This window comes from Streptomyces sp. NPDC050164, from assembly GCF_044459945.1.
Lineage (GTDB): Bacteria > Actinomycetota > Actinomycetes > Streptomycetales > Streptomycetaceae > Streptomyces > Streptomyces coeruleorubidus_A.
This window is the reverse complement of sequence record NZ_JBITJK010000040.1, coordinates 14,759-38,819: the sequence shown is the minus strand read 5'-3', so window position 1 is coordinate 38,819 and position 24,061 is coordinate 14,759. Positions and strand designations below refer to the sequence as shown.

Genomic DNA, 24,061 nt, shown 5'->3' with positions numbered 1-24,061 from the left:
GTCCCGCCTGCCCCGCGACGCCCGGCACGCTCCGCCAAGCTCTTCGAGCAGGGGGGACCCCCAGAGCACGCACCGAACGCCGCGGGGCCCGCCCTCCGGGCGGACGACGGGACTTTGCGGACACCCCCTAGCGGCCCGCGCGCTCTCCCCTCTCCACGACGTCCGCCACCACACAGCTGACGTTGTCCGGCCCGCCGGCCTCGTTCGCCGCCGTGACCAGGGCCTGAACCGTTTCGTCAGGGGCGGTGGGCGAGGTGAGGAGCTCCCGGATCCGGTCCTCGGGGACGACGCCCGACAGGCCGTCGGAGCACAGCAGGTAGCGGCCGCCCGGGTGGGCGTCGTGCAGGCGGAGGTCCGGGATCGTGGTGGCGCCGTCGCCCGTCAGGGCCTTCAGGAGGAAGGATCGCTGGGGGTGGGAGGTGGCCTCCTCGGGCGTCAGGCGCCCCTCGTCGATCATCGACTGGACGACCGTGTGGTCGTGGGTGATGAGGAACAGTTCGTCGTCGCGCAGCAGGTAGACGCGGGAGTCACCGATGTGCACCAGGGCCAGCCGTGAGCCCGTCCACAGCAGGGCGGTCAGGGTCGTGCCGATGTCGTCGGCGCCGTCGGCCACATCGCGGACGGCCTGCGCCGCGCCCCGTACCGCGTCCTCCAGGAGGTTGAGGACCCCGCCGGCCGGGATCTCGTCCGAGTCCAGGAAACGCAGTGCCTCCACGGCGGCGCTGCTCGCGGGGGCGCCCGCCGGCCCGAAGCCGTCGGCGACGGCGAGCAGCCGGGTGCCCGCGTAGGCCGTGTCCTGGTTGGCGGGGCGGACGCGACCGGTGTCCGAGTGGGCGGAGTAACGCAGTTCCAGCATGGCGGTGTCCTTTCCGGACTCTCGTGATTCCGCTGTCAGGTGATCGACCAGGAACGCGGCGAGATCCCGCCGTACCGCCGTCTCCGCCTCGACCCGCGCCCAGTAGGCGCGGATCTCCCGGGCGGCGGCCGTGGAGTCGCGGTCGTAGAGCCGGCACACCTGGCGGATCTCGGCCAGCGGCATGCCCAGCCGCCGCAGCCACGCCACCAGTCGAGCCTGCTCCAACTGCCCGACGGCGTAGTACCGGTATCCGGTGTCCGGGTCCACCCGGGCGGGCCGCAGCAGGTCCAGCTCGTCGTACAGGCGCAGTGCCTTCGGTGAGAGCCGGCCCGCCTTCGCGAACGCGCCGATCGTCAGCATGCCCATGCGATCTCCATGAGATTCCCCTGCGCTCCGCGCGTTCCTCGCGCTTGCCTGGTTCCGCCACCGATGCTGGGGCTTCACCAAAGGTGAAGGTCAAACAGGGTGTCGCGGTTCCGGGCGGGATTGTTAGCCTGCGCCGGAATCGAATCGATCGTTCGTCCGAGGATGGAGTCGCCGTGGCCGGCACCCCGCGCATAGCGCTCGTCACCTACGACCCCGGTGGCGTGGAGAGCAAGGACCGGGATCTGCCGGTGCTGGTGGGGGCGCTGCGAGAGGCCGGGGCCGAGGCCGCCGCCGTCCACTGGGACGACCCGTCGGTCGACTGGGCCGGCTTCGACCTGGCCCTCATACGCTCCACCTGGGACTACAGCTGGCGGGCCGAGGAGTTCGCGGCGTGGGCCGAGCGGTGCGGGAAGGCCACGCGGCTGGCCAACCCGGTGGACATCGTGCGGTGGAACGCCGACAAGAGGTACCTGGGGCAGCTCGCGGAGGCCGGTGTGCCCGCCGTGCCGACCCGCTACTTCGCGCCCGGCGATCCCGTCGAGCTTCCCGACGACCGCGAGTACGTCGTGAAGCCCACCTCCGGGGCAGGGGCCCGGTACGCCGCCCGCTACCCGGCCGGGGAGCGGGACGCCGCCGTACGCCAGGTCGAGCGGATGCACGCCGAGGGCTTCACCGTCATGCTCCAGCCCTACCTGACCAGCATCGACACGCACGGCGAGCGGGCCCTCCAGTTCTTCGGCGGACGCCTCCTGCACGCCAGCCGCAAGGGCGCGGTCCTCGCCCCGGACACACCGTACGACACCGAGAAGGTCGCCCACCCCGACCTCCGGCCCTGGGAGCCGACCGCCGCCGAACTCGACGTCGCCGAGCGGGCACTGGCCGCCGTACCCGGGCAGCCGGAGCTGCTGTACGCGCGCGTGGACCTCGTCACCGGGCCGGACGGGGAGCCATGTGTGATGGAACTGGAGCTGATCGAACCGAACCTGTTCCTGTGGCTGCACCCGGAGTCCGTGCCGCGGGTGGTCGAGGCGGTCCTGGCCGCGGCCGGCTGACCACGACGGGCGCTGCCGGCGCAGCGTCGGGCCCGATACGGAGCATGCGATTCCCCCTGGTGTTCCTGGGCTTTTGCGGCTGAACGAAAGACCCTGGATGCTCACGCTCGCCTCGGACAAGCTCAAGGAGCGAAGGGGCGCGAGGAATCGCGCCACGACTCGGGGGAGTGCGTACCACCATGAGGCGAGCGATCAATTCCGCATGCACGGCCACGGTGATCGTCACGTTGGCTGTGGCCGGCTGCACCACGACCACGAACGAGCAGTCGGACTCCGCACGGACGCAGCAGGGCGCCGCGGCCGAGGGCGCCGCGGGCCCGGTACGGGAGCTGACCGACGCCGAGGTGATCCTGATCGAGCGAGCCGAGCAGCTGCTGGTCAGGAAATGCGTGGAGAAGGAAGGCTTCAGATACTGGCTGACGCCGGTGACGAGCGTCGAGGAACGGCAGAGCCGGGGCTTTGTACTGAGCGACGTCGACTGGGCGCGCACATACGGTTATGGCGGACAGCTCGAGAAGAAGGCCGAGAAGATCCGCCGGAGCGATCCGAACCACGCGTACGCCAATTCCCTCCCGGAGGCGGAACGCATTCGCTACTCCAAGACCGTCAGCGGCGATCCTTCGAAGGGCATGCTGTCGGTCGAACTGCCCGCGGGCGGTACCGTTCAGACTCCTCGCGACGGCTGCTGGGCCGACACCAGGGAGCGACTCTACGGTGATCGCGCGACCTGGTTCCGCGTCAAGAAGATCGCCACGAGTCTGACTCCGCTGTACGTACCGGATCTCGTCAAGGACAAGCGCCTGGTGAACGCCGTCAAGGCGTGGGCCCGGTGTATGCGTGCGGAGGGCCACGACTACGCCGACCCGAACGAGCTCCGCGACAAGCGGTACGTCGTCACCGAGGGGCTGAGCCCCGCGCGAGCACACGCCACCGAGGTGGAGCTGGCTGTCGCCGAAGCCACGTGCGCCGTGAAGACTTCCCTGGCCACGACGGCACGCTCCCTCGAACGCGAATACCGCACCAGGAAACTCGGGCGGTACAGCGACGACATCGCCCAGTACCAGCGCATGAGGCTGGACGCACTGGCCAGGGCCAAGGACGTCATCGACTCGCAGGTCTGACGCCTCACCGATTTCCGCAGCATCGCAGCTACGGGATGTCTCACAGAACCCCATGAAAGAAGGAGTGACGCATCATGCGTAAAATCCCTGCCGTTCTGGCGGCTCTCGCCTTCGCCGGCCTCGGGGCATTCGTCCCTGCGACAACCGCGCAGGCGGCCGTGAGCTGCAGTGACAACTACACGAATGCGCGGTCCGGGTACATGTACGCCTACAAGCACGCGTACTGCGAGTCGCACATCGGCAACTCCGACAGCTGGGACTCGGACTGGGGCAACAGCTCCGGACCCTTCCAGGGCGGTGACACCAACGAGGCGTCATCGATCCTGAACAAGGGGAGCAGCTACGAAGTCCAGTTCTTCAACGGGACCGGTCAGGACTGGGCGGGTGGGCACATCTGCCTGTCGAGGGACGAGTCCTACGCCTCCAACCTCGAAGACGACGAGTTCCACAACGGTGTGGACGCGAACGACGAAATCAGCTCTCACCGCTGGGTGAACCCCAACTCCAACAACTGCGACCAGTGGGCGACGTGACCTTCCAGCCGCGCAGCTGAGTTGGCGCACCCCGCCATGGCCCACCGGTCAGTCACCGGTGGGCCATGGCGCCCCGGACACCCGGTGCCGCCCGGCCTCGTCCCGGCACCCGGCCACGCGACGCCCCGCTTCCCGACGCGACGTCCCGCTTTCCCGACGGCACAAGGAGCGATTCACCATGCGCAAGATGCTGACCGCGGCCGCGACTCTCGCTCTCGCGGCGTCCGGTGTGCTCATCCCCGCGACCAGCGCTCAGGCGTCCACGGCCTGTGACCGTTTCTGGAGCGGGGCGTTGCCCGGTTACGTCTACGCGTTCGGCAACACCGATTGTGGGGGCTACTTCGGCCGAGCCGGCAGCCACGACGCCGACTGGGGCGACAACGCCGGCGCCTTCCGAGGCGGGGACGACAACGCGGCGACCTCCGTCCTGAGCAAGGATTCCGCAGGCCTCGCCGTCATGTTCCACGAGCGCCCCGGCTACGACGGCGGCCATCTCTGCCTGGAGCCGTCCGAGGCCTATGCGGACAACCTCGCCGGGAAAACGTTCAGCAATGGCGCCGCCGCGAACGACAACATCAGCTCCCACCGCTGGGTGCCGAGTTCGGCGTGCGGCACCTTTCTCGACTAGGAGTTCCCGATGCCCATCGACATCCGGCCCAGATCGGCCTGGGCCCCGTATGCCGCCACCACCGTGACGGGAGGCCTGCTCATCTCCCAGAAGGCATGGGCGGATTTCCACGGCGACTACACGAAGGCGACCCAGGAGCTGATCGACGAGGTAGGAGCCGCACCGAAACCGACGCCCCATCGTGAGTGGTCCCCCTGGAAAGGGGGAGCGTTCATTCACCACCGCGGCGGCGGCTCCTCCGGTCTCGACACCGAGGAGAAATGCGCCAAGGACGTGGCCGACGCCTGGTCGGACATGCACGGCAAGGCCGACGAGGACATCGGCTACAACTACTTCGTCTGCCCGCACGGAAAGATATACGAGGGACGCGGCCTCGAACGGGGAGAGGCCAACGGAGGCGACGCCCCCGCCCAGGGAAACGTGCCCAAAGGGCACATCTGGGTAGCGGAGCACGGTGCGGTCGGCCGGAACGCCGCCTTCTACTCCATCTGCGGTCTCCTCCGCTCCGAGGACGAGCCGACATCCGCGATGCGAACCTCGATCAAGAGCCTGATCGCGCATCTGCGGTCGGAGGTTCCGGCCGGCAGAAAGGCCGGCCCCAACATGTTCCCGCACTCCAAGGGATACGGCACGGAATGCCCCGGCAACCTCCTGCCCTATGCGCACACCGGCTCCCTGATGGATCCAGGAGTTCCCGCCACGAGTACGCCGAAGCAGCTTCAGATCATCTCGCGTGCGCAGTGGGGAGCACGTCCGCCCCGCAGTGAGGTGAAGGTCCCGCTCTCGCAGCGCACCGCCTTCACCGTCCACTATTCCGCGGGGCCGGCCGGCCAGTCACCCAGGGCGATCCAGAACTACCACATGGATTCCAACGGCTGGTGGGACATCGGCTACAACTTCCTCGTCGACAGGCAGGGCCGCATCTTCGAAGGGCGCGGCTGGGCCAACGAGGGCGCGCACGCGAAGGGTTACAACACCACCCACTTCGGGGTCTGTTTCATCGGCCGGGACGGCGATGCCACCACGGCGGCGAAGAACTCCATTCGGAGCCTCTTCTTCGCCGCCCGGGAGAAGACCGGCAAGCCACTCACCTCGACCTATCACGGCGCGCTCGACTCCACCCAGTGCCCGGGCGCGGCGCTCCGCGCCTGGACACAGAACGGGTTGCCGGGAACCACGTATCCCATCGTGGGCGGTGAACCGGTCTACGACGGCGATCCCCCGGACGACGGCTCCAGCGGGGGGCTGACCACCGTGCGGTCCATCGCCGCGCAGCAACGAGCCGTCAACGGGCTCGGTCACAGCCCGCCCCTGACCGTGGACGGCCTCTTCGGCCCGCTCACCGACGCCGGTGTGCGCTGGCTGCAGGGCAAGGTCGGCGTGGCCGCCGACGGCCTGTGGGGGCCGCGGACCGAGGCGGCGTACGTGGCCTACCTCGGTGCGGGCGGCGGCGGCGGGCTGGCCACGATCCGTTCCATCGCCTCCCAGCAGCACGCGGTGAACGGGCTCGGCTACACTCCGCCCCTCGACGTGGACGGCGAGTTCGGTTCGCTCACCGACGCCGGTGTGCGCTGGCTGCAGGGCAAGGTCGGCACCAAGGCCGACGGGCTGTGGGGATCCGACACCGAAGCGGCCTACGTGGCCCACACCGGGGGCTCGGGGCACACGGGCGGTGGGCTCACCACCGTACGCTCGGTCGCCTCCCAGCAGCACGCCGTGAACGGACTCGGCCACACCCCGCCCCTCGACGTGGACGGCGTCTACGGCCCCCGCACCGAAGCCGGAGTCCGCTGGCTGCAGGGCAAGGTCGGAGTCGAGGCGGACGGGCTCTGGGGGCCGGCCACCGAGGCGGCGTACGGCAGCTATGCCGATGGTGAACAGCTCGACGTGGACGGGAACTTCGGGCCCGCCACCATCGCCGCGACGCAGCGGGCGATCGGCGTCACCGCCGACGGCGCCTGGGGACCCGGGTCCAAGCGCGCCCTGCAACAGCACCTCAACACCTGGGCCGGCACCGCCCTGATCGAGGACGGCGACATCGGTCCGGACACGGTGAAGGCGCTTCAGGGCCACCTCAACAAGATGATCGCCGCCGGTCTGATCATGGACGGCCACTGGGGTACCGCCACCACCAAGGCGCTCCAGACCGCCCTCAACCAGGGGAGGTTCTGACCGCGGGCCGGAGCGCCTCAGCCCTGACCGCCGGTGACGGCCACCCGCTGCAACAGCCCCCACGTGAACTCCGCGACGACCTCCCACCGCACACCCTGCGCGTCCGGCGCGGTGAACGCCAGTCCCCAGCGGGTCGGGGCCGAGCCCTCCAGGGGACGGGCGGGGGCGAAGGCGCGGGCCGCCTCGTCGACCGTGCAGGACCAGGGGGTGAGGTCCTCGAGCGTGCGCAGGCCGGGTCCCTCGGCGCCCTGGGCACGGACCAGCCACTCGTTCCACACCGCGCCGTTAGGGGCGGTCAGGACCTCGAAGCGCAGGCCGGGCCAGAGGGAGACGGGCCAGAGCCAGGCCTCGCAGTCCAGGTCGCCGATCCGGCGGGCGGTACGGGACTCGGGTTCGCCCAGCACCGATCGGTAGCGTGACAGGGGTGCCCGGGACCGCGGGGAGCGGACCATCGCCTGCCAGCGCTTGTTGGCCTCGCGCATGTCCGCGAGGGACACCCCCAGCTCGTGGCGGGCGTCCTCCACCAGCTCGGGGTTGTGGTCGGCCATGCGGCGCAGCAGCACCAGCTGGAAATCGAGTGGTGTGAAGGGGCTAGCGGGGCGCTTTCCGGAGGGCATGGGAACCATCGTCGCCCACCGGCGCGGTGCCCGGGCGGCGGCCGTCCGGGAGGAAGAGGACCGAGTTGACGTAGCGCGGGCCCCGCAGGGCGTTGTGCGGCAGGACGCGGCGCAGCAGGCCGTGCGAGACGACGTAGGAGGCGTCCGCCTGGTGGTCCTCCAGGGGGAACTTCGCCAGCGGCACCCACCTGTCGCCGGGCAGCACCCAGCCCTCGTAGCCCAGCAGGGACAGGTACGTCACCACCGGGCTGATCGGCTGGATGCGGGACTCCAGCTCCACGAACAGGGCCGGGCGGTCGCGGGCCAGCAGGCCCGTCGCGCCCCGCAGGACCGCCGGCTCGTTGCCGTCCACGTCGATCTTGATGAAGCCGACGTTCCGCAGGCCCAGCTCGTCCAGTGTGACGCACGGGACGTCCAGCGCCCGGCCGTGGATGTCACGCCGCACCAGCGACGACACGCCCCGGTCGCCCGAGTCGTCCGACGGCAGCCACAGGCGGGCGATGCCCGGGCGGTCCGAGGCCGCGGCACGGATCACCCGAACGTTCGGCGGGACGGCGGCGGCCAGCAGGCGGGCCAGATGGGGCACCGGTTCGATCGTCACGACGTGCTCGGCCAGGCCGGACAGCCGGTGCGTCCACGGCCCGTACCAGCCGCCGACGTCCACCGCCGTGCCGCAGTCCGGCGGGCACAGCTCGGCGAGCCGGGCCAGCTCCGGTTCGAACCGGGGATAGAGCGCCCGGGCCGTCGCGGCCACCAGGCGGGTGGGCAGGAAGGGAGCGAGGCGGGCTGCCAGGCTGGTCATGGGGCCATCCTCTGGAGAAGTTCCTCGTGCTCGTCGTCCGAGACCTGCTCACCCGAGGCCGGCAACAGCTGCGGAATGCCGTCGACGATCGGATAGCGGCGGCGCAGCCGCGGGTTGTACAGCGCCTCCTCCTGCTCGGCCTCCTCGGCCAGCAGATGCAGCGGGCCCTTGTCGAGCGGGCACGCCAGGATCTTCAGCAGCGGGTCGTCGGGCTTCATGGGGATGCCAACTCCTTGGCTGATGCGGGGGGTTGGGGAGCGGGGTCGTGCTTCGGCATGGTCAGCAGCACGGCGACCGCCAGGGCCGTGCCCGCCACCCGCAGCGCGAGCCGCAGCGGCTCGTCCGGCAGGGCCTCGCCGAACGACAACGTGCCGAGCACCGCCGTGAACAGGGACGTCACGGTCGTGCACACCGGCACGATCAGCGAGGCCCGGCAGCGCTGGAGCGCCGCCTGCGACATCACCAGGCCGAACGCGCCGGTGAACAGCAGCAGATACGGATACGGGGAGCTCAGCAGGTCCAGCACCGCACCGCCGATCCCGCTGGTCGTCAGATGGCTCGACACGCCCTTGATGGCCAGCGAACTGACGCCGTACAGCAGCCCCACGGCCACGCCGTACTCGACGCCGGTCGTCGGCCGCCGGTGCCGGTTGCGGGCCCGCCGCTCGGCGGAGCCGTACAGCCACAGCCCGGCCGCCAGCGACGGCACGCACACCAGCAGGATCAACGGGTACGGCGCGTCCTGGCTGACGGTGTCCGAGCCCTCGCGCAGCGACAGCACCACCATCAGCAGCGCGAGCAGGATCGCACCCAGCGCGTACCGCTCCCGGCCGCTCGTCTCCTCCCCGAGCAGCCGGGCCGACAGCAGCACGAGCAGCACCAGGCCGGAGACGAAGATGCCCTGCGCGGCGGCGATCGGGAGGGTGCGGTAGACGACGAGCTGCGCGGCGAAACCGGCGGCCAGGGCGAGGGAACCGCCGATCCACAGGGGGCTGCCGAGGACGAGACGCAACAGCCGGGCCGGCTGCCGGATCGTCACCTCGGGCAGGGAGGTGAGCGCCCGTTTCTCCAGCACGAAGCCCAGGCTGTACAGGGTGTTCGCCAGCAGCGCCGCGGCCACTCCCCACCACATGGGCTACGTCCTCCTGGCGTGCAGCAGCAGGATCGACGCGAGCTGCGGCCGGGCGCAGGCCAGCCGGTCCAGCGGCCGCAGCGGGCGCGGTACGCCGTGGAAGGGAGCGCCTTCGAGCGTCACGACCGTGAACCCGGACGCGGCGACGAACTCCCGCAGCGCGCGGGGTGTGTACAGGCGCAGATGGCCCACGACCTCCGACCCGGGGCGGCCGTGGATCGCCCGCAGGCTGACCTCGGAGAACACCGGCTGGACCCCGGCCAGCAGCAGGGCGCGGTTGTACCAGGCGGCCAGGTTCGGGGTGGACAGCATCAGATGGCCCCCGGGGCGCAGCACCCGGCGGATCTCGTCCAGGGCGGCGTCCGGATCGACGAGATGCTCGATCACCTCGCTGAACAGCACGGCGTCGGCCGACTCCGGCGCGAACGGCAGTCCGCCGCCGGTGAGTTCACCGCGGACCGCGTACGGGATGCGGGTGCGGGCGCGCCTGAGGGCGTCCTGGGACCAGTCGACGCCGATGACGCGGTGGCCGGGCAGGAGCGGGGCTGCGGTGGCGGCGGCGGTGCCGTCCCCGCAGCCGATGTCGAGGATCGTCCGCGGCCTGGGGTCCGCCGAGCCGAGTGCCCCTGCCAGCATGCGGGCCTGGCGGATGCTGCGCGGGGTGCCGGAGGCGACGGGGACGGCCGGGTTCTCGTAGAAGTCGCGCAGGTCGCGGGGCGGGGACGCCGGGGTGGTCGTCGTCACGGGGTCACCTCCGTGGTGTGCAGATAGTGCTCGAAGAGGTCGCGGAGGTGGGCGCCGTCGCCGTGGCTGAGCAGGGCCCGGGACCAGCGCAGGGCGAGGTGGAGGCGGCCGGCGGTGGAGGCGGTGGTCACGGTGAGGCCGCGCGGCATCCGGGCCGGCGCCGAGAACCAGACCGCGTGCGCGCGGCCCGTCTCCTCCCCGAAGTCCAGGGGGTACGGGATGCGGCCGATGTTGCTGAGCAGGGTGGTCGACGTCCAGGGCGCGGCGGCCCGGCGCAGGGTGCGGGTGAGGGCGGCGCGGGCGGCGACGGGGGCCCAGGGGGTGGTGAGGAGGGCGGCGCCGTGGCCCAGTTGGGGGCGGGGCAGGGACTTCAGTGCGCGGGTGCGGGTTGCCGTGCGGCGCAGGAGGGCGGGCATGTCGCTGACGTCCAGCTCTTCTGGAGCGAAGGGGACTTCCACCAGGCGGGTGCCGTTGCCGATGGGCATCGTGGTGTCGCGGGGGCGGTCGTCGACGGGCATGGTGATGCGGAGGGTGCGGGGGTGTGCGCCGTGCTCCCTGTTCCAGTGGGCGATGGTCAGGGCCGTGGTGACCATGAGCTGGTCGTTGACGGTGTACGGGGAGCCCTTGGGGCGGTGGGGGAGAGGGAGCTCGGTGACGAGCATGCCGTTGCCGGGGGAGGAGTCGGGAGTGCCGGGCGCGACCCTCGCAGGACGGGACCAGGTGGTCGGGCTGTCCGGGGCTTCTTGGAGGGCTTGGGGCGTACGGGTGGGGGGCGATGCCGGGGAGTTGTCACTGCCTCCGTACAACTCTGCGGCGGTGGCCAGGATCCGGAGGCAGGCCGGGCCGTCGAGGGCGGTGTGGTTGATGGTGAGGAACAGGACCGAGCCGACCCCCTCAAGGCGTATCGGCGGTGACGCCGACAGGGGTGGGGCCTTTGTCAGAGCCCGGGCCCTCGCGTCCTGCAAGGCCCGCGGGCCCGTCGGCTTGAAGGTCACCACCTCCGTGTCCGGGGCGTCCGTCAGCTCCCACTCGTAGCGGCGTCGGTACCACGGGCCCCGGGCCTCCCGCATCAGGATCCGCGGGTGCCTGTGCAGGGCCTCCGTGAACGCCTTGCGCAGGCGGGTCTGGTCGACCGGGCCGGGGAGGTGGACCTCGATGTGGACCGTTTCCGGCTCCGCCTCCTGGAGGCAGTGCCGGGACACCTCGTCCACCACCGGGAACGGGATGCGTACCGGTGTCGTCATGCGGGCTCGTTCCTCCCCGTGGAGGGCTCGTGCAGGCTCACCAGTCCTGCGAACAGGCCGATCAGTGCCAGCAGTTGGGCCGTACGGCCGAACGCGCCCTCGCCCACCGGCTCCCCGGCCCCGATCGCGGCAGCGATGCCCGCTCCCGCCAGCGCCACGAACGCGATCGGCACCAGCAGCGCGTGCCGCCTGGCCGCGAGCAACGCCAGGGCCGGGACCAGCAGCGCGAGCCAGCCCGCGATCACCGCCCCGACCAGCGTCAGTGCCACCGTGCCGAGCCACAGGCCGGGCAGCGGCGGGACCGGTTGCGGTGCGTCGGGGTTGGGGGCGTTGCGGCGCCAGAGCGCCAGGCCCAGCAGCAGCGCGATGCCGACGCCGCTGCCGATCAGCCCGGCGTCGTAGGTGGTGGCCGGTTCGTAGGACAGCTTGACCGTGCCGCCCGCCCCGGCCGGGATCCGCCAGCCCTGCTGCCAGCCGTCCAGCCGCAGCGGGGCGAGTTCCTTGCCGTTGAGGGTAGCCCTCCAGCCGTCGTTGTAGTTCTCGTACGTCGTCAGGTAGGAGGCCGCGCCCGAGCCGAGTGCCACCTCGCGCCGGTCGCCCAGCCAGTCCCTCACCCGCAGCTCACGCCCGGCCACGGCGGCCTCCGGGACCGTCCCGCGGGTCAGGGTCACGTCCGTGAGCGCGAGCGGGCCCGCGTCGCCGCCCTCCAGACGGTGGTCACCCGAGGACAGCTGCACCTCGGCGTCACCCCGGCCCTCCTGGCAGAGCGTCACCTCCACGCCCCGCCGCTCCACCAGGTCCCGCACCGTGCCCTTCGCGCTCGTCTGGTACAGCTCGCCGTCCAGCGCGACGTCGGGGCCTTTGCCGCACGGCAGGGAGAACTTGCGGGTGCCGTCCGGCTGCGGGGTGCGGTACTGGTCGAGGGAGGGGATGTACGCCTCCGTGAGGCCCACCGGGAGGCGCAGCTTCTCGTCGGCGACCGGGTTGTGCAGGGTCAGCGGGGCGGTCTCGGTGATCGTGATGTCGAGCCGGTCCGTGGTGATCGGCGGGAAGCGGACCCAGCCGTTCTCGTCGACGCCGGCGATCGTCGCGCCGTCCGGGGAGCTGATGTGCACCTGGGAGGCGCGGGTGGACAGGCCGCCCGCGGGGGCCAGGACCAGTTCGCCGACCGGCTGCTTGCCCTCCCAGCTCAGGTGGATCGTCGGCTGGTCGCCCGCGATCCACGCCGTCGTCAGGTCGCCGTCGGTGAGGTTGCGTGCCGCGAGGCCCGCGCCGAGGCTCGCCGTGGAGTCGGCGGTGGCGACGATCCGGGACTGCTGCTCGGGCGCGACCTCGTACAGCAGCCGGTCCAGTTCCTCGCCCGGCACCGGCACCGCGCTCGCCGTCACCTCGTACGTCCCGGCGGCCGGTGTCGTGAAGCGGCGGTGCAGGCCGGCCTCGGTGCCGGTCGCCCAGAGGCCGGTCGGGTCGGAGGCCCGGTGCAGGGAGACGACTGTGGCGTCCGACGTCGCTTCGTCCGCGTCCGTCGGGAGCCGCAGCAGCCGCGTCACCTGCACGTCCGGCAGGTCGATCTCGGAGAAGCCCGCGCCCGTGAGCCCGGCCCGGCGCTCCACCGAGTCCACGATCGTCAGCTTCATCCACCGCGTGCCGCCCTCGGGCGCCTTGACGCTCTGCGCCGTGCCGTTCGGCCGGAGGAAGCTCGTCCGCGCGCCCTTCTCCGTCTCCACCCGCACCTTCGTCGCCGCCGCCCGCACGCTCTCCTGCGGCAACGGCGTGACCTTGAAGGAGGACGGCATGTCGTAGGAGCCGGTGAAGCCGATGCGCAGCCACTGCCCGTCCGGCGTGTCCGGCGAGCCCTCCGTCCACGCGGTGTCCGGGTTGCCGTCGAAGGCGTTCACCGGGTCGTACTGCGGCAGATGGAAGAGCCAGTTGCCGTACGAGGAGGCCGTCACCGAGCGGGCGCCGCGCAGTTCGGCCACCGTCTGGTGGCCCGCGCCCTCGGTCGGCAGGATCTGGCGCGGCTTCTCGCCCGGGTCCTGCTGGGCGTCGGGCGCGTTGCGCTCGTCGCGCGTGTACGTGTACGACGTGCCGGCGTTGACCAGGCCGAACCGGGTGTCGGCGCGCCGCATCCCGTCGCCCACCACCTGCACCGCCGGGGTGCCGAGCCCCGGGTGGTGGTCGCCGGTCAGGACGGTCGCCCGCCCGCGCAGTCGCGACGCCAGCGGCAGCAGCGCCTCCGGGCCGCCGGACACCACGGCCGTGTCGGAGACCGGCATGAGTCCCGCCTGCCCGGGCCGGAGCACGTCGTCCCCGGCCGGCCGGTAGATCTCCACCGCCCGCTGCCGCGGGTACAGCCCCTCGACCTGGAGCGGGGCGTCCTGCGCGATCCGGCCGCCGGTCATCACCGGCCCCAGCCCCGTCACCCGCTCGTACCCCGACTGTTCGAGGGTGCGCTTGACGGTCGCGGTCGGCACATGGCCGATCTGGTCCGGGTCGAGATCGTTGCGTACGACGACGTAGTACAGCCCGGCCCGGCTCAAGTAGTCGGCGAGACCGGGGACTTCGGCGCCGGACAGCAGTGCCTGCTCGACGGCGTCCATGGCGCGCCGATTGCCGGGCGTGCCGAACGGGACGTAGTCGCGCTGGGCCCACCGAGACTCGGCGAGCACGTCGAGCGGCTGGTCGATGGGCGAGCCCCAGGTGTAGACGCCGTGCGCGGTCGCCGGCACGACCAGGGCGCGGGAGTCGGGCGAGTACTTCCCCAGCCAGTCGGCCGTGGCCTGCCAGTAGGTGGGGAGCTTCTGGAAGGAACCCGGGTTGAGGATCGAGCCGTTGAGGTACGGCCACAGCAGCCCCGGCAGGATCAGCACCGCCGCGACCAGCGGGGCGAAGCGCCGGCCGCGCACCGGGCGGGCCCCGCGCGGCTCGGCGGCCACACCGACCAGATGGGCCAGGCCCAGCACGAACGCCAGCGCCAGGCCCGTCTGGAACTTGTAGATGTTCCGGAACGGCGACAGCCACCCGTCCAGCCAGCCCTGCACGACCCCGTGGAACGGCGCCCCGAACGCCCCGCCGTACCCGGCGAGCAGCACCAGCGCCGCGACGAGCACCGTCAGCACGAGCCACCGCCGCTCGGGCATGTCCCGCCGGGCGAGCCCGGCAAGACCGAGCCCGGCCGCGAGCGCCGAGCACACGATCACGACGACGGAGGAGGCCACGGCCCACCCCGCGGGCAGCCACGCCTCACCGAAGTGCAGATAGGCGACCCAGTTCCCGGCGCCGCGCAGCGCCTCGGTCGCCGACATGGTGTCCGTCGTCGTCTGCGACGTCTCTATATAGGGCAGGAAGTTCTCGCCGTAGACCCCGAGCAGCAACAGCGGCACCCACCACCAGGCCGTCACGACGATCACGGCCGGAGCCCACCAGGCGATCAGCTTGCGCTGCCGTGGCCCGGGCGGCCGGGACAGCAGATACAGCCCGACCGGCAGCAGGGACGCCAGCGTCGCCGAGGCGTTCACGCCGCCCATGAACGGCACGAGCAGCGCCGACCGCAGGGCCGCGACCCGGGCGGCGTACCGCTCGTTCGTCAGCGGCAACAGCACCCACGGCAGGAACGCACCGGGCAGCGCGGCGGCCGACGTCGACCCGACGACTGTCGTGAACACCGGCCACAGCGCGTACGCCACAGCCCCCAGCAGCCGGGACGCACCGCTGCCCACCCGTAGCCGCTCGGCCAGCCGCAGCGCGCCCCAGAAGGCGACCGACACGACGATCGACAGCCACAGCCGCTCGGCCAGCCACACCGGCAACTGCACGAGGTCGCACAGCCAGTAGAACGGCAGCATCGGCCACAGATAACCGACGTACTGGTCCTGGATCCCACCGAACCCGGCCCGGTCGTGCCACAACTGCCCCAGGTCGGCGAGGAACTGACCCGGGTCGACCGTGACACCGAGCTTGGTGTCGAAGGTCTGCCGTCCCGGCTGCACCGCCAGGAACAGCACGAACACCACGGCCCAGAAACCCAGCAGCCAGCGCCGCGACCGCGGGCCCTCGGGGGGACCCGCCGCGGTCGCGGTGGTGGGGACGGCTGCCGGTGGAGGAGCCTGGACCGTGGTTGTCATGTAGGACACCGCCGCAGGATGAGGAGGAGGTTCCAGGTGGCGAACTCGCGGATGCCGGGCGCCTTGACGACGGTCTCCGCGAGGAACGGCCAGTAGCGGGAGCGCGCCGAGACGACCGTGACGTCGTCCCGGGCACGCACCTGCCGCAGGGTGGATCCGATGTGCACCGCGAACAGGTTCTCGCCGAGCGTGTGCTTGGCGGGCCTGCCGGTCCGCCGCAGATAGCGGGCCCGGGCCCGCTCGGCACCGAAGTAGTGCCACGGGGCCCACTCGTGCCCGCCCCACGGCGACAGCCAGTTGGTGAACGACACGTAGATCAGCCCGCCGGGCCGCGTCACCCGGGCCAGCTCACTCAGGAACGTCTCCGGGTCGGCCACGTGCTCCAGCACGTTGGAGGAGAACGTGACGTCCGCGACGCCGTCCCGCAGGGGCAGCAGGTATCCGTCGGCGACGACGGCGGAGTCGGGGGGTTTCTCGCCGAGTTCGGCCATGTCCGGCTCGAAGAGGAACGCGTGCGCTCCGCGTCGCCGGAACTCCTCGGTGAAGTAACCGCTGCCGCCGCCGACGTCGATGACGGTACGCCCGGCGACGGGACCGTCGTAGGCCTCGACCTGATCGGCGGCGTCCCGGGCGAGCAGCGAGTAGCAGCTCTCGGGATCGTCCTGTTCATGGAGAAAGGCGCGGAACAGGGCAAGAGATCGTCGTAAGGAGGGGTCGTTTCCATAGGGGCGCGGGGCTGTGACACGTGCGGCTCCGCCGCGTGGGCGTTTGGGCGGTATCACGGGGCCCAGCCCCTCACCGCCTCCGCGGCCACCGCCCGAAACTGCCGCACAGTCCGGTCCCACCGGAACTGCGCCGCCCGCTCCCGAGCAGCCTTCCCCATCAACTCCCGCCGCGACCCGGACAGGCCGAGCGCACACCACGCGGCGGCGAACGAGGACTCACCCCGCGCGAGAACGCCGGTCTCACCATCCACCACGGAGTCCTTGAGCCCCGGCACATCGAACGCCACGGTCGGCGTCTCCCGCGCCGCGGCCTCCGTCACGACCAGACCCCATCCCTCCACCGCCGAGGGATGCAGCAACAACCAGGCCGCGCACAACAGCCGATGCTTCTCCGCCTCCGTCACGTACCCGGTGAACTCCACACCAGGACCGGCAAGTTGCTCCAGTCTTCCTCGCTCGGGGCCGTCCCCGACGATGACCAGCCGCCCGCCGGTGACGGGCCGCACCCGCTCCCACAACCGCAGCAGCAGATCGATCCGCTTGTACTCGACAAGCCGGCCGACGGCGACGAACAACGGCTCCGGGGAGCGCTCGGCCCGCGGCCCCGGCTCCTCGACCCCGTTGTGCACGACCCGGATACGGTCCCGCTCGACGCCGATCGCGCGCAGCGCGTGGGCGGTGGAGGGGGAGACCGCGACCAGCAGACTCCGCTGCTGCGCCCCGGTCAGGGCCCAGTGTTCGAGTCTTCGGCCGATCCGCGCGGCCGGCGACAGCGGCCCGCCGAAGCGCATCTTCCACAGGTCGGTATGGACGTGGTTGACCAGGCACAGCGTGGGCCCGGAATGCCACAGCGGCGCCAGGTACGGCATGCCGTTGCACACCTCGACCAGCAGGTCGCAGTCGCCGACCTGGCGGGCGAAGGCCGACCGGGCGCGCAGGTAGTGCCCGTAGGGGCCGCCCGCCGACACGACCCGGTAGTCCCGGAAGGCCGCGGGGCCCCCGCACAGCAGGGTCACCTGGTGGCCGAGCCGGGTCAGGCCGTCGGCGAGCTTGTCGACCAGCAGCTCGGAGCCGCCGGCGGACGGGTTGTCCAGATCGCGATGGGCTAGGAAGACGATCCGGCGCGGATGTGGGGGAAGCGCCGGAAGGTGCTGCGGCGCGCTGGGGGACGCGGCGCGCAGCTGGGACGGCACGTGCTGGGGCATGGGTGCTCCAACTCGTCTCGGGGTGCGGAACTCAGCGTGGGGGCAGGTCTGGCTCTGGGGGTCTTGCTGTGGGGGGCCTGAGCCCTTCCTGGGAGGGGAGTGTGGACGGGTTGTGCTCGGGTGGGGTTGGACAGTTTTCGCCCGGACGTTCTCCACGGCTACTCACCGGCGTGACAATTTCGGGCTTTGTTAGAGCTGACGTCACATCACATCGTGAGGGTGGGCTGGGGCGTACTGGACGTATCGGACGGAGCGGGCTGCTCCGGCTCCTTCCGCCCACGCGCCACCAGAACGCCACCCGCCACCGCGAGCACCACACCCGCCACACCGGCCCCGATCGGCAACGTCGTACCCACCAGGCGCAGTTGACCGCTGTCCCGCTTCGCCTGCCGCACGGCCTCCTTCTGGGTCTCGGTCGTGAACGCGACCTTCCGGCTGTCCAGCAGCACCGCCGCGTCCTTCTTCCCGCCCGGCGCCCGCAGCGTCCGCTTCGGCCCGGTCTGCGCGTAGATCACCCGGCCGGTGGCCTGGTCGACGACCAGCTCGAAGCCGTGGTTGGAGTACCACTCCTCGGCCAGTACCTGCGGCCGGCCGGGCTGGTCGACGAGGCTGCCGGGCACCATCCGCGTGCCGGTCCTGGTCGGCGGCACGGAGCCGGTGAACTTGTAACCCGTGTAGCCCTGGACCTTCTCCGTGCCCCGGTAGCGCAGCACGACCGTGCCGCCGAGGGTGTTGTCCCACCACTGGTAGGAGCGTTTCCGCACGTCGAAGGGGAACTTCAGATACGCCTCGCCCTCGATGTAGGGCTTCTCCTCGCAGCAGTGCACGGGCCGGGTGGTCTTGCGGTCCATCACCCAGCGGTGCGGCGTGAAGTCCAGCGCGTCGTGCGGGTCGGCGGCCGGCAGCGACTTGTCGGTGTCGACCGTGGTCGTCACGTCCCAGACGGCCTTGCCGCTGCGTTCGCTGGCCTCGACGTTGCCCCGCACCCGCTGGGTCACCGTGATCTTCCGGTCGGGCACCGTCTCGATCCGGTCAGTGTCGAAGACGCTGCCCCGGCCGGTGTAGACGGCGGTCGTGTCGATGTCGATCGGGTTCACCGCGGCACGCGGCTGCACATACCAGGCGAGCAGTGGCGCCAGCACCAGCAGGAACGTGCCGAGACCCAGCAGGACCAGGGAAAAAGGAGAGGTAGTACGGCGCATCCGGGCACTCCAGTGGCTTGGGACGGCTCGACGTACGAGAGGGCCGGCACGGCGGCGAGATGTGCGCGTGCGGCTGGGCCGGGAACCGTAGGACGCTCTTGACGGGGTGTCAATGCTTGTCGAGACTGGGCGCGACAGGCAGGGACGGGGTGCCGGGGTGGGGCAACCTCCGGACGATCTCCGGACGAATCCGGACAGAGAGGCTGACCCTGCGATGTCCAGACTGCTCGCTGCCGCGTTGACCGTCGCGCTCGCCGCCGCCCTTGCCGTGGGCGCCGCGCTCGGCGTCGTCGCGCTGCTCGAAGCCCCACCCGACCAGCCGAACACCCCCCTGATCACGTACGAGCAGGCCGGGCAGGGGAGTTGACGGTGACGGCCGCCCGCACCGCAGCCGTCACGACGCGCTCGGCATGGCACGACGTACCGCGCTTCCAGGTGCGCCGGTTCGCGGCGATCGCCATGGCCGAGGCGCCCGCGCTCGCCGAGGAGATCCTCTGCGAGATCCAGCGCGAGTACCCCCATCTGCCGGTCGTCCTCGACGACTCCGGCGAGCCCATGGCCCTGGTCGGCATCCGCCGCGCCATCGAGGTCTTCGTGCAGCACCTGGAGCACTCGGAGGGCAGGCCGACCGTCCCGCCCGGCGTCTTCCAGGACTTCGGCCGCGGCGAGGGCCTCAACGGCCGCTCGCTCGACTCCCTCCAGGCCATCTACCGCATGGGCGTACGCCTGGCCTGGCGCCGCTTCGCCGACATCGGCCAGCGCGTGGAGATCCCGCCCCCGGCGATGTACGAACTCGTCGACGCGGGCTACGAGTACCTGGACGGCCTGGTCGACCAGTCCGTACGCGGCTACGCAGAGGCCGCCGCCCGCCAGGCCGGCGAACGCCTGCGCCTGCAACGCCGCCTCATGGAACTCCTGCTGGCCGAACACCACCGCGGCGACCCCACCGAGGCCTTCACCGAACGGGCCGCCCGGATCGGCTGGCCCCTGCCGGCCAAGGTCGCGGTCGGCGTCCTGCTGCGCCCCGCCCGCGAGGCCATGGCACCCGCCGTCGGCCAAGGCGTCCTGCTCGACATGGAGTACGAGCAGCCCCGCATGGTCGTGCCCGAGCCGGACGCGGCAGGCCGCCCCGAGCTCCTGCACCGGGCCCTGGCCGGTTGGTCCGGCGCGATCGGCCCGCCCGTCCCGCTCACCGACGCGGCGAAGTCGCTGCGCTGGGCCGAGGCCGCCGTACGCCTCATGGAACGGGACCTGCTCCCCTCGGGAGAGGTCCTCTACTGCACCGAGCACACCGAGGCGCTGGTCCTCCTCCAGCCCGAGGAACTGATCGACGACCTGGCCCTCAGATGCCTGGCCCCCCTCACCCACTGCGGCCCCACCCACGGCCGCCGCCTCGCCGAGACCCTCCTGGCCTGGCTGGAGACCCGGGGCGGAGCACCCGAGGTCGCGGCCCGGCTCGGCGTCCACCCCCAGACCGTCCGCTACCGGCTCCGCCAGATCCGGGAACTGTGGGGCGACGAGATCGACGACCCCGACCGGCGCTTCGAACTGGAGCTGGTGCTGCGGGCGCAGCGGTTGCGGGGGGAGTTGGGGGCGGTGCGGGGGCGGCGGTGAGCCGGGCGGCGCACCCGGCGGTGATCACAGCCGCCCTGGTGTCACACCGCGGCCCGCTCCTTCGCCGTGGCCCGCCCGGATGCCGGAGCGTCCAGGTGGACCACCACCGAGGTGTAGAACCGGTGCACGGCGTCGTCGACGCTGCGGATGAAGCCGGACTCGGCGTTGCCGCGCCCGCTGCCCATGCCCTTGAAGAGGGACAGGCGGAAACCGGTGATGCGGGTGGCGCTGTCCTTCGGAAGCAGATCCGCCGGTTCGGGCCGCAGCCGCTCCAGCGTGCCCCGAGGGCCGCCCGTCTGGCCCTCCACCAGCGTCTCGACGTGCAGATCCGCCGGCGCCTCGGCGAGGCGGCGGACCAGACGCTTCGCCCAGGTCAGGGGGTAGCCCTGCTCGGGTGCCGGGATTTCCACGGACGTACGCAGCTTGGCGGTCCGCAGATCCGCGCTGACGGTGAGCAGCCCGGGCGCGCCCTCGACCCGCAGCTCCGCCTGGAGCCTGCCCTCCACGCACAACTGGTCGGCCAGCCGCGCGCGGCGGGCCCCGGGGTCGGTGCCGCGCCGGGTGCGCTGGGCGGGCAGCACCTTCTGTCCGAGTTCGCCGCCCAGTCGCAGGCAGACCTGGCGGATGAGCCGCTCCCAGCTCTCCACCACCTCCAAGGCGCGCGGGTCGCCCTGGCAGAGGGTCTCGTCGTCGATTCCGTTGCGCACCGGCACCCAGGCCGAGCCCATGTTCTGGAAGCCGTGGCAACCGGAGTTGTCGTGCTGGAGGTAGTGCAGCAGGTCCTGGAGCAGCCAGGTGCGGGCCGCGTTGCCGACGCCCTCGTGCCGGATCAGCATCTGGGCCTGATGGGCGACTTCGGCCCAGGACAGGTGCCAGAGCGCCACCTGGTGCTTGCGACGCCGGTCGATCTTGACGTCGACCAGCGGGCTGCCCTCCAGCGCGACGTCGTTCGACAGCGTGATCACGGCCTCGTAGCCGCGGCGGGCGGCGATGTCCATGTAGGCCTGGACCTGGTCGGACTTCAGGGCGTTGCCGTTGGTCTTGGTCTCGACGAGTGCCGTCCACAGCTTGCCGGCGCGCTCGACGCGGATCACTCCGTCGGGGCGCCGGGGCGTGTCACCGTGCGGCAGGGAGACCTCGGTGAACGTCTCCATGCGGCCGGACGGCGCACCGAACGGGGCGGTGATCCGCCTGCCGAACCGGGGCACCTGGGCCATCACCGACAACAGCACCGAGGTGGCGCGCATCTCCCGGTCCCGGTCGCCCTTGAGCGCCGAGACCGGAAAGAGCCGCGCCTGCTTCCAGGAGTCGTTCTCCGCCAGGCTCTTCGCGGGCGCCCTGGGCGGTGTGACCCTCCTCTTCGCGGTCCGGGGCCGGGCCGTCCGCTTCTTCGGGGCGGCTTCCTCGTCGGCCGGCGGGCGCGGTGCCGGGACGGCCTCCAGTGCCGTCTGCGGCCGGGCGTCAGGAGGGACGACGGCGGATGATTCCTCCGCCACCGCCGCCGCGGACTCCGCTTCGTCGTCCTCGATGTCGACGCCGAAGTCCGTCGCCAGCCCCGCCAGCCCGCTCTCGTACCCCTGCCCGACGGCCCGGAACTTCCACTCCTCACCGCGCCGGTACAGCTCACCGAAGATGATCGCGCTCACCTGACCGGCGTCCTCGATGACGAACCGGAGGAGGCTTTCGCCGCCCGCGTCCGCCAGCGTCACCTTCAGGTCGTCCAGCTCCCCGAAGCGTGCCCCCTCGTAGCGGCTCGCGGCCACGACGATCCGCTCCACATCGTCCGGGACCGCGGTCAGGTCGAAGCTGATCCGGTCCTCGCTGCCGTCCCCCGTCGGCTCCTTGCCGAGGAGCTGCACACTGCCGTCGGCGGCCACCGGGTTGTTGTAGAAGTAGAAGTCGGCGTCGCTGCGTACCTTGCCGTCCGCGTCCAGCAGCAGGACGGACACGTCGGCGTCGCCCTCACCGGTCGGGCTGGACCAGCCCAGACTGACGATCGCGGATTCGATGTTCTCGCTCAGGGCCGTCAGAGACACGTTCGAGCCCATGGTCATATCGCGCACAGAGATCCCCCCACCCTTGCGACACCTGTGACGTGTCGCACACAGGGCACTTTAATGTGCACTGAACGTGCCTGTGGTGTGCTCGTGGGTTTCCGCCCGTCGGTCCTCTGCCCATTGCCCGGGCAAACCTCTATGGCTAGCCTGTGTTCGTCATGCCGATCGCCTGTTGATATCTCGAACGTTGATATCGCTGACACAGGCGCCTGAGACATATAGGGAGGGGGCCGGTCGTGGGACGCCTCGTACCAGCCGTAACCCGGGCTCTCGACATTCTCGAGCTCTTTCTCGACGGGGACGGGACGCTCTCCGCCCCCGACATCGTGCGCAAGCTCCAGCTGCCGCGCACGACCGTGCACGAGCTGGTGACCACGCTCGCCGCCCGGAAGTACATCGTCCCCGTGCCCGGCCAGCCCGGACGCTACCGGCTCGGTGTACGCCCGTACCAGCTCGGCGCCCGCTATTCCGAGCAGCTCGACCTCGCCGCCGAGGGGCAGCTGGTCGCCCGGTCCGTCGCCGAGACCTGCGACGAGACGGTGCACGTGGCGATCCTCGAGGACACGGACGTCATCTACATCGCCAAGGTCGACTCCACGCACGCCGTGCGGATGGTGTCGGCGGCCGGGCGCAGGCTGCCCGCCCACTGCACCTCCGTCGGCAAGATGCTGCTGGCCTCCCTTCCCGAGCACGAGCTCGCCGCGCGGATCCCCGACAGCGCCGAGCTGGTCGCGATGACCCCCAACAGCATCACCGACCCGGCCGCCCTGCGCGAGGCCCTGGCCGAGATCCGTGAGCGGGGCGTCGCGGTCGAGAACCGCGAGTCCAACCCGGACGTGAGCTGCGTGGCCGCACCGGTCCGCGACCGCACCGGCCAGGTCGTCGCCGCCCTGTCGATCTCCGTGCCCATGATCCGCTGGAGCGAGGATCGCCGCGCCGAGCTGGAGCAGCTCGCCGCGAAGGGCGCCGCCGAGCTCTCCGAGCACCTCGGCCACCGGAGCGTGGCATGACGACGACGCCGTACGAGGTCGCCGTACGGGCCGAGGCCGAGCTCGGCGAGGGGCCGACCTGGGACGCGGCGGCCGGCCGGCTCCTCTGGATCGACATCCTCGGCTGCCGGGTGCACACCTACGACCCGGCCACCGGGCGCCGCACGGTCCGCCGGACGGAACAGCACGTGGGTGCCGTCAAGCCGCGCGCCGGCGGGGGACTGGTGCTGAACCTGCGCGACGGGGTCGGCCTCGTCGACCCCTCCGACAGTGGCTTCCGCTGGCTGCACCGCGAGCCCGTGCCCGGCCGCCGCGCCAACGACGCCGCCGTCGCGCCGGACGGCTCGCTGTGGGCCGGCACCATGCGCTACGACGAAGCGCCCGGGGGCGGCACGCTGTCCCGGATCACCGGTGACGGCTCGGTCGAGGTGGTCCTCGACGACGTGGCGGTGAGCAACGGCACGGGGTGGAGTCCCGACGGTCGGCTCATGTACTACATCGACTCTCCGACCCGGCGGGTCGACGTCTTCGACCACGCGGACGGGCGGCTGTCCGGGCGGCGGACCCTCGCCGAGATCGAGGACGGCGCGGGGTTTCCCGACGGGCTGACCGTGGACGCCGACGGTTGTGTGTGGGTGGCGCTGTGGCAGGGGGCGGCGGTGCGCAGGTACACGCCGGAGGGGCAGCTGGATCGGGTGATCGAGTTGCCTGTGCCGCTGGTTACGGCGTGTGCGTTCGGTGGGGCCGGGCTGAGTGACCTGTACATCACGACGGCTCGGACCGGGCTGACGGAGCCGCCCGCGTTGGCGGGGTCGGTGTTCGTGGTGCCGGGGGCGGGCAAGGGGGTTGCCCAGCCCGCGTTCCAAGGCTGAGGTCCG

General features: G+C 71.6%; 21 protein-coding genes. 9 read left to right on the top strand and 12 right to left on the bottom strand.

Features of this window, described 5'->3' with window-relative positions; translation table 11 throughout:
• Positions 1–127: 127 nt before the first annotated feature.
• Entirely contained in the window at positions 128–1,222 is a 1,095-nt protein-coding gene (locus ACIBNA_RS36545; RefSeq protein WP_399169507.1) for a MerR family transcriptional regulator, read from the bottom strand.
• 173 nt (positions 1,223–1,395) lie between these two features.
• Here ACIBNA_RS36545 and ACIBNA_RS36540 point away from each other — a divergent pair, with 173 nt between their 5' ends.
• The 5 genes from ACIBNA_RS36540 to ACIBNA_RS36520 all read left to right on the top strand — a co-directional run bounded on the left by ACIBNA_RS36540 (position 1,396) and on the right by ACIBNA_RS36520 (position 6,728).
• Positions 1,396–2,274, top strand: a complete 879-nt coding sequence (locus tag ACIBNA_RS36540) for a RimK family alpha-L-glutamate ligase (RefSeq protein ID WP_399169506.1) — start codon at positions 1,396–1,398, stop codon at positions 2,272–2,274.
• 179 nt (positions 2,275–2,453) lie between these two features.
• Positions 2,454–3,395, top strand: coding sequence for a hypothetical protein (locus tag ACIBNA_RS36535; RefSeq protein ID WP_399169505.1), 942 nt, complete (start codon positions 2,454–2,456; stop codon positions 3,393–3,395).
• A gap of 74 nt (positions 3,396–3,469) precedes the next feature.
• Positions 3,470–3,928 (top strand): hypothetical protein, encoded by a 459-nt coding sequence (locus ACIBNA_RS36530; protein ID WP_399169504.1) that lies wholly within the window; start codon positions 3,470–3,472, stop codon positions 3,926–3,928.
• A 178-nt stretch (positions 3,929–4,106) separates the two neighbouring features.
• Positions 4,107–4,556 (top strand): hypothetical protein, encoded by a 450-nt coding sequence (locus ACIBNA_RS36525; protein WP_399169503.1) that lies wholly within the window; start codon positions 4,107–4,109, stop codon positions 4,554–4,556.
• Between the two features lie 9 nt (positions 4,557–4,565).
• Positions 4,566–6,728, top strand: a complete 2,163-nt coding sequence (locus ACIBNA_RS36520; protein WP_399169502.1) for a peptidoglycan-binding protein — start codon at positions 4,566–4,568, stop codon at positions 6,726–6,728.
• 17 nt (positions 6,729–6,745) lie between these two features.
• On the opposite strand, the gene ACIBNA_RS36515 is transcribed toward ACIBNA_RS36520, so the two are convergent.
• From ACIBNA_RS36515 to ACIBNA_RS36470, 10 genes are all read right to left on the bottom strand, one after another.
• A complete protein-coding gene (locus ACIBNA_RS36515) occupies positions 6,746–7,354 on the bottom strand; it encodes a hypothetical protein (RefSeq protein WP_399169500.1) in 609 nt (202 codons plus the stop codon).
• Positions 7,320–8,147 (bottom strand): FkbM family methyltransferase, encoded by an 828-nt coding sequence (locus ACIBNA_RS36510; RefSeq protein ID WP_399169499.1) that lies wholly within the window; start codon positions 8,145–8,147, stop codon positions 7,320–7,322. Before ACIBNA_RS36510 ends, ACIBNA_RS36515 begins: the two co-directional genes overlap by 35 nt.
• On the bottom strand, positions 8,144–8,365 hold the full coding sequence (locus tag ACIBNA_RS36505) for a Trm112 family protein (RefSeq protein WP_399169498.1): 222 nt from the start codon (positions 8,363–8,365) through the stop codon (positions 8,144–8,146). The genes ACIBNA_RS36510 and ACIBNA_RS36505 overlap by 4 nt, the downstream gene beginning before the upstream one ends.
• Entirely contained in the window at positions 8,362–9,267 is a 906-nt protein-coding gene (locus ACIBNA_RS36500; protein ID WP_399169549.1) for a hypothetical protein, read from the bottom strand. The genes ACIBNA_RS36505 and ACIBNA_RS36500 overlap by 4 nt, the downstream gene beginning before the upstream one ends.
• 15 nt (positions 9,268–9,282) lie before the next feature.
• Positions 9,283–10,023 carry a methyltransferase domain-containing protein gene (locus tag ACIBNA_RS36495; RefSeq protein WP_399169497.1) on the bottom strand — a complete coding sequence of 247 codons (741 nt, stop codon included), beginning with the start codon at positions 10,021–10,023 and terminating at the stop codon, positions 9,283–9,285.
• Positions 10,020–11,267 carry a condensation protein gene (locus ACIBNA_RS36490; protein WP_399169496.1) on the bottom strand — a complete coding sequence of 416 codons (1,248 nt, stop codon included), beginning with the start codon at positions 11,265–11,267 and terminating at the stop codon, positions 10,020–10,022. The genes ACIBNA_RS36495 and ACIBNA_RS36490 overlap by 4 nt, the downstream gene beginning before the upstream one ends.
• On the bottom strand, positions 11,264–15,391 hold the full coding sequence (locus ACIBNA_RS36485; protein ID WP_399169495.1) for an alpha-(1->3)-arabinofuranosyltransferase family protein: 4,128 nt from the start codon (positions 15,389–15,391) through the stop codon (positions 11,264–11,266). The genes ACIBNA_RS36490 and ACIBNA_RS36485 overlap by 4 nt, the downstream gene beginning before the upstream one ends.
• Complete coding sequence (locus tag ACIBNA_RS36480) at positions 15,388–16,170, bottom strand: class I SAM-dependent methyltransferase (RefSeq protein ID WP_399169547.1); 783 nt, start codon at positions 16,168–16,170, stop codon at positions 15,388–15,390. Before ACIBNA_RS36480 ends, ACIBNA_RS36485 begins: the two co-directional genes overlap by 4 nt.
• Positions 16,170–17,321 carry a glycosyltransferase family 4 protein gene (locus ACIBNA_RS36475; protein WP_399169494.1) on the bottom strand — a complete coding sequence of 384 codons (1,152 nt, stop codon included), beginning with the start codon at positions 17,319–17,321 and terminating at the stop codon, positions 16,170–16,172. Before ACIBNA_RS36475 ends, ACIBNA_RS36480 begins: the two co-directional genes overlap by 1 nt.
• A gap of 206 nt (positions 17,322–17,527) precedes the next feature.
• On the bottom strand, positions 17,528–18,523 hold the full coding sequence (locus ACIBNA_RS36470; protein ID WP_399169493.1) for a DUF3068 domain-containing protein: 996 nt from the start codon (positions 18,521–18,523) through the stop codon (positions 17,528–17,530).
• Between the two features lie 214 nt (positions 18,524–18,737).
• Between ACIBNA_RS36470 and ACIBNA_RS36465 the strand changes: the two genes are divergently transcribed.
• Positions 18,738–18,890, top strand: coding sequence for a hypothetical protein (locus ACIBNA_RS36465; RefSeq protein ID WP_399169492.1), 153 nt, complete (start codon positions 18,738–18,740; stop codon positions 18,888–18,890).
• Positions 18,891–18,892: 2 nt separating this feature from the next.
• On the top strand, positions 18,893–20,137 hold the full coding sequence (locus ACIBNA_RS36460) for a PucR family transcriptional regulator (RefSeq protein WP_399169491.1): 1,245 nt from the start codon (positions 18,893–18,895) through the stop codon (positions 20,135–20,137).
• A 41-nt stretch (positions 20,138–20,178) separates the two neighbouring features.
• On the opposite strand, the gene ACIBNA_RS36455 is transcribed toward ACIBNA_RS36460, so the two are convergent.
• Positions 20,179–22,191 carry a TerD family protein gene (locus ACIBNA_RS36455; RefSeq protein ID WP_399169545.1) on the bottom strand — a complete coding sequence of 671 codons (2,013 nt, stop codon included), beginning with the start codon at positions 22,189–22,191 and terminating at the stop codon, positions 20,179–20,181.
• A gap of 239 nt (positions 22,192–22,430) precedes the next feature.
• Here ACIBNA_RS36455 and ACIBNA_RS36450 point away from each other — a divergent pair, with 239 nt between their 5' ends.
• Both ACIBNA_RS36450 and ACIBNA_RS36445 read left to right on the top strand, forming a co-directional pair.
• Complete coding sequence (locus tag ACIBNA_RS36450) at positions 22,431–23,204, top strand: IclR family transcriptional regulator (RefSeq protein WP_399169490.1); 774 nt, start codon at positions 22,431–22,433, stop codon at positions 23,202–23,204.
• Positions 23,201–24,055 carry an SMP-30/gluconolactonase/LRE family protein gene (locus ACIBNA_RS36445; protein ID WP_399169489.1) on the top strand — a complete coding sequence of 285 codons (855 nt, stop codon included), beginning with the start codon at positions 23,201–23,203 and terminating at the stop codon, positions 24,053–24,055. Before ACIBNA_RS36450 ends, ACIBNA_RS36445 begins: the two co-directional genes overlap by 4 nt.
• Positions 24,056–24,061 lie beyond the last annotated feature (6 nt).

What these genes read in the sequence shown, in the direction of transcription:
- ACIBNA_RS36465 (WP_399169492.1), top strand. Translation starts at nt 18,738, where the DNA reads ATGTCCAGACTGCTCGCTGCCGCGTTGACCGTCGCGCTCGCCGCCGCC.
- ACIBNA_RS36525 (WP_399169503.1), top strand. Translation starts at nt 4,107, where the DNA reads ATGCGCAAGATGCTGACCGCGGCCGCGACTCTCGCTCTCGCGGCGTCC.
- ACIBNA_RS36530 (WP_399169504.1), top strand. Translation starts at nt 3,470, where the DNA reads ATGCGTAAAATCCCTGCCGTTCTGGCGGCTCTCGCCTTCGCCGGCCTC.
- ACIBNA_RS36505 (WP_399169498.1), bottom strand. Translation starts at nt 8,365, where the DNA reads ATGAAGCCCGACGACCCGCTGCTGAAGATCCTGGCGTGCCCGCTCGAC.
- ACIBNA_RS36515 (WP_399169500.1), bottom strand. Translation starts at nt 7,354, where the DNA reads ATGGTTCCCATGCCCTCCGGAAAGCGCCCCGCTAGCCCCTTCACACCA.
- ACIBNA_RS36545 (WP_399169507.1), bottom strand. Translation starts at nt 1,222, where the DNA reads ATGGGCATGCTGACGATCGGCGCGTTCGCGAAGGCGGGCCGGCTCTCA.
- ACIBNA_RS36455 (WP_399169545.1), bottom strand. Translation starts at nt 22,191, where the DNA reads ATGACCATGGGCTCGAACGTGTCTCTGACGGCCCTGAGCGAGAACATC.
- ACIBNA_RS36520 (WP_399169502.1), top strand. Translation starts at nt 4,566, where the DNA reads ATGCCCATCGACATCCGGCCCAGATCGGCCTGGGCCCCGTATGCCGCC.
- ACIBNA_RS36475 (WP_399169494.1), bottom strand. Translation starts at nt 17,321, where the DNA reads ATGCCCCAGCACGTGCCGTCCCAGCTGCGCGCCGCGTCCCCCAGCGCG.
- ACIBNA_RS36470 (WP_399169493.1), bottom strand. Translation starts at nt 18,523, where the DNA reads ATGCGCCGTACTACCTCTCCTTTTTCCCTGGTCCTGCTGGGTCTCGGC.
- ACIBNA_RS36445 (WP_399169489.1), top strand. Translation starts at nt 23,201, where the DNA reads ATGACGACGACGCCGTACGAGGTCGCCGTACGGGCCGAGGCCGAGCTC.
- ACIBNA_RS36535 (WP_399169505.1), top strand. Translation starts at nt 2,454, where the DNA reads ATGAGGCGAGCGATCAATTCCGCATGCACGGCCACGGTGATCGTCACG.
- ACIBNA_RS36510 (WP_399169499.1), bottom strand. Translation starts at nt 8,147, where the DNA reads ATGACCAGCCTGGCAGCCCGCCTCGCTCCCTTCCTGCCCACCCGCCTG.
- ACIBNA_RS36485 (WP_399169495.1), bottom strand. Translation starts at nt 15,391, where the DNA reads ATGACAACCACGGTCCAGGCTCCTCCACCGGCAGCCGTCCCCACCACC.
- ACIBNA_RS36490 (WP_399169496.1), bottom strand. Translation starts at nt 11,267, where the DNA reads ATGACGACACCGGTACGCATCCCGTTCCCGGTGGTGGACGAGGTGTCC.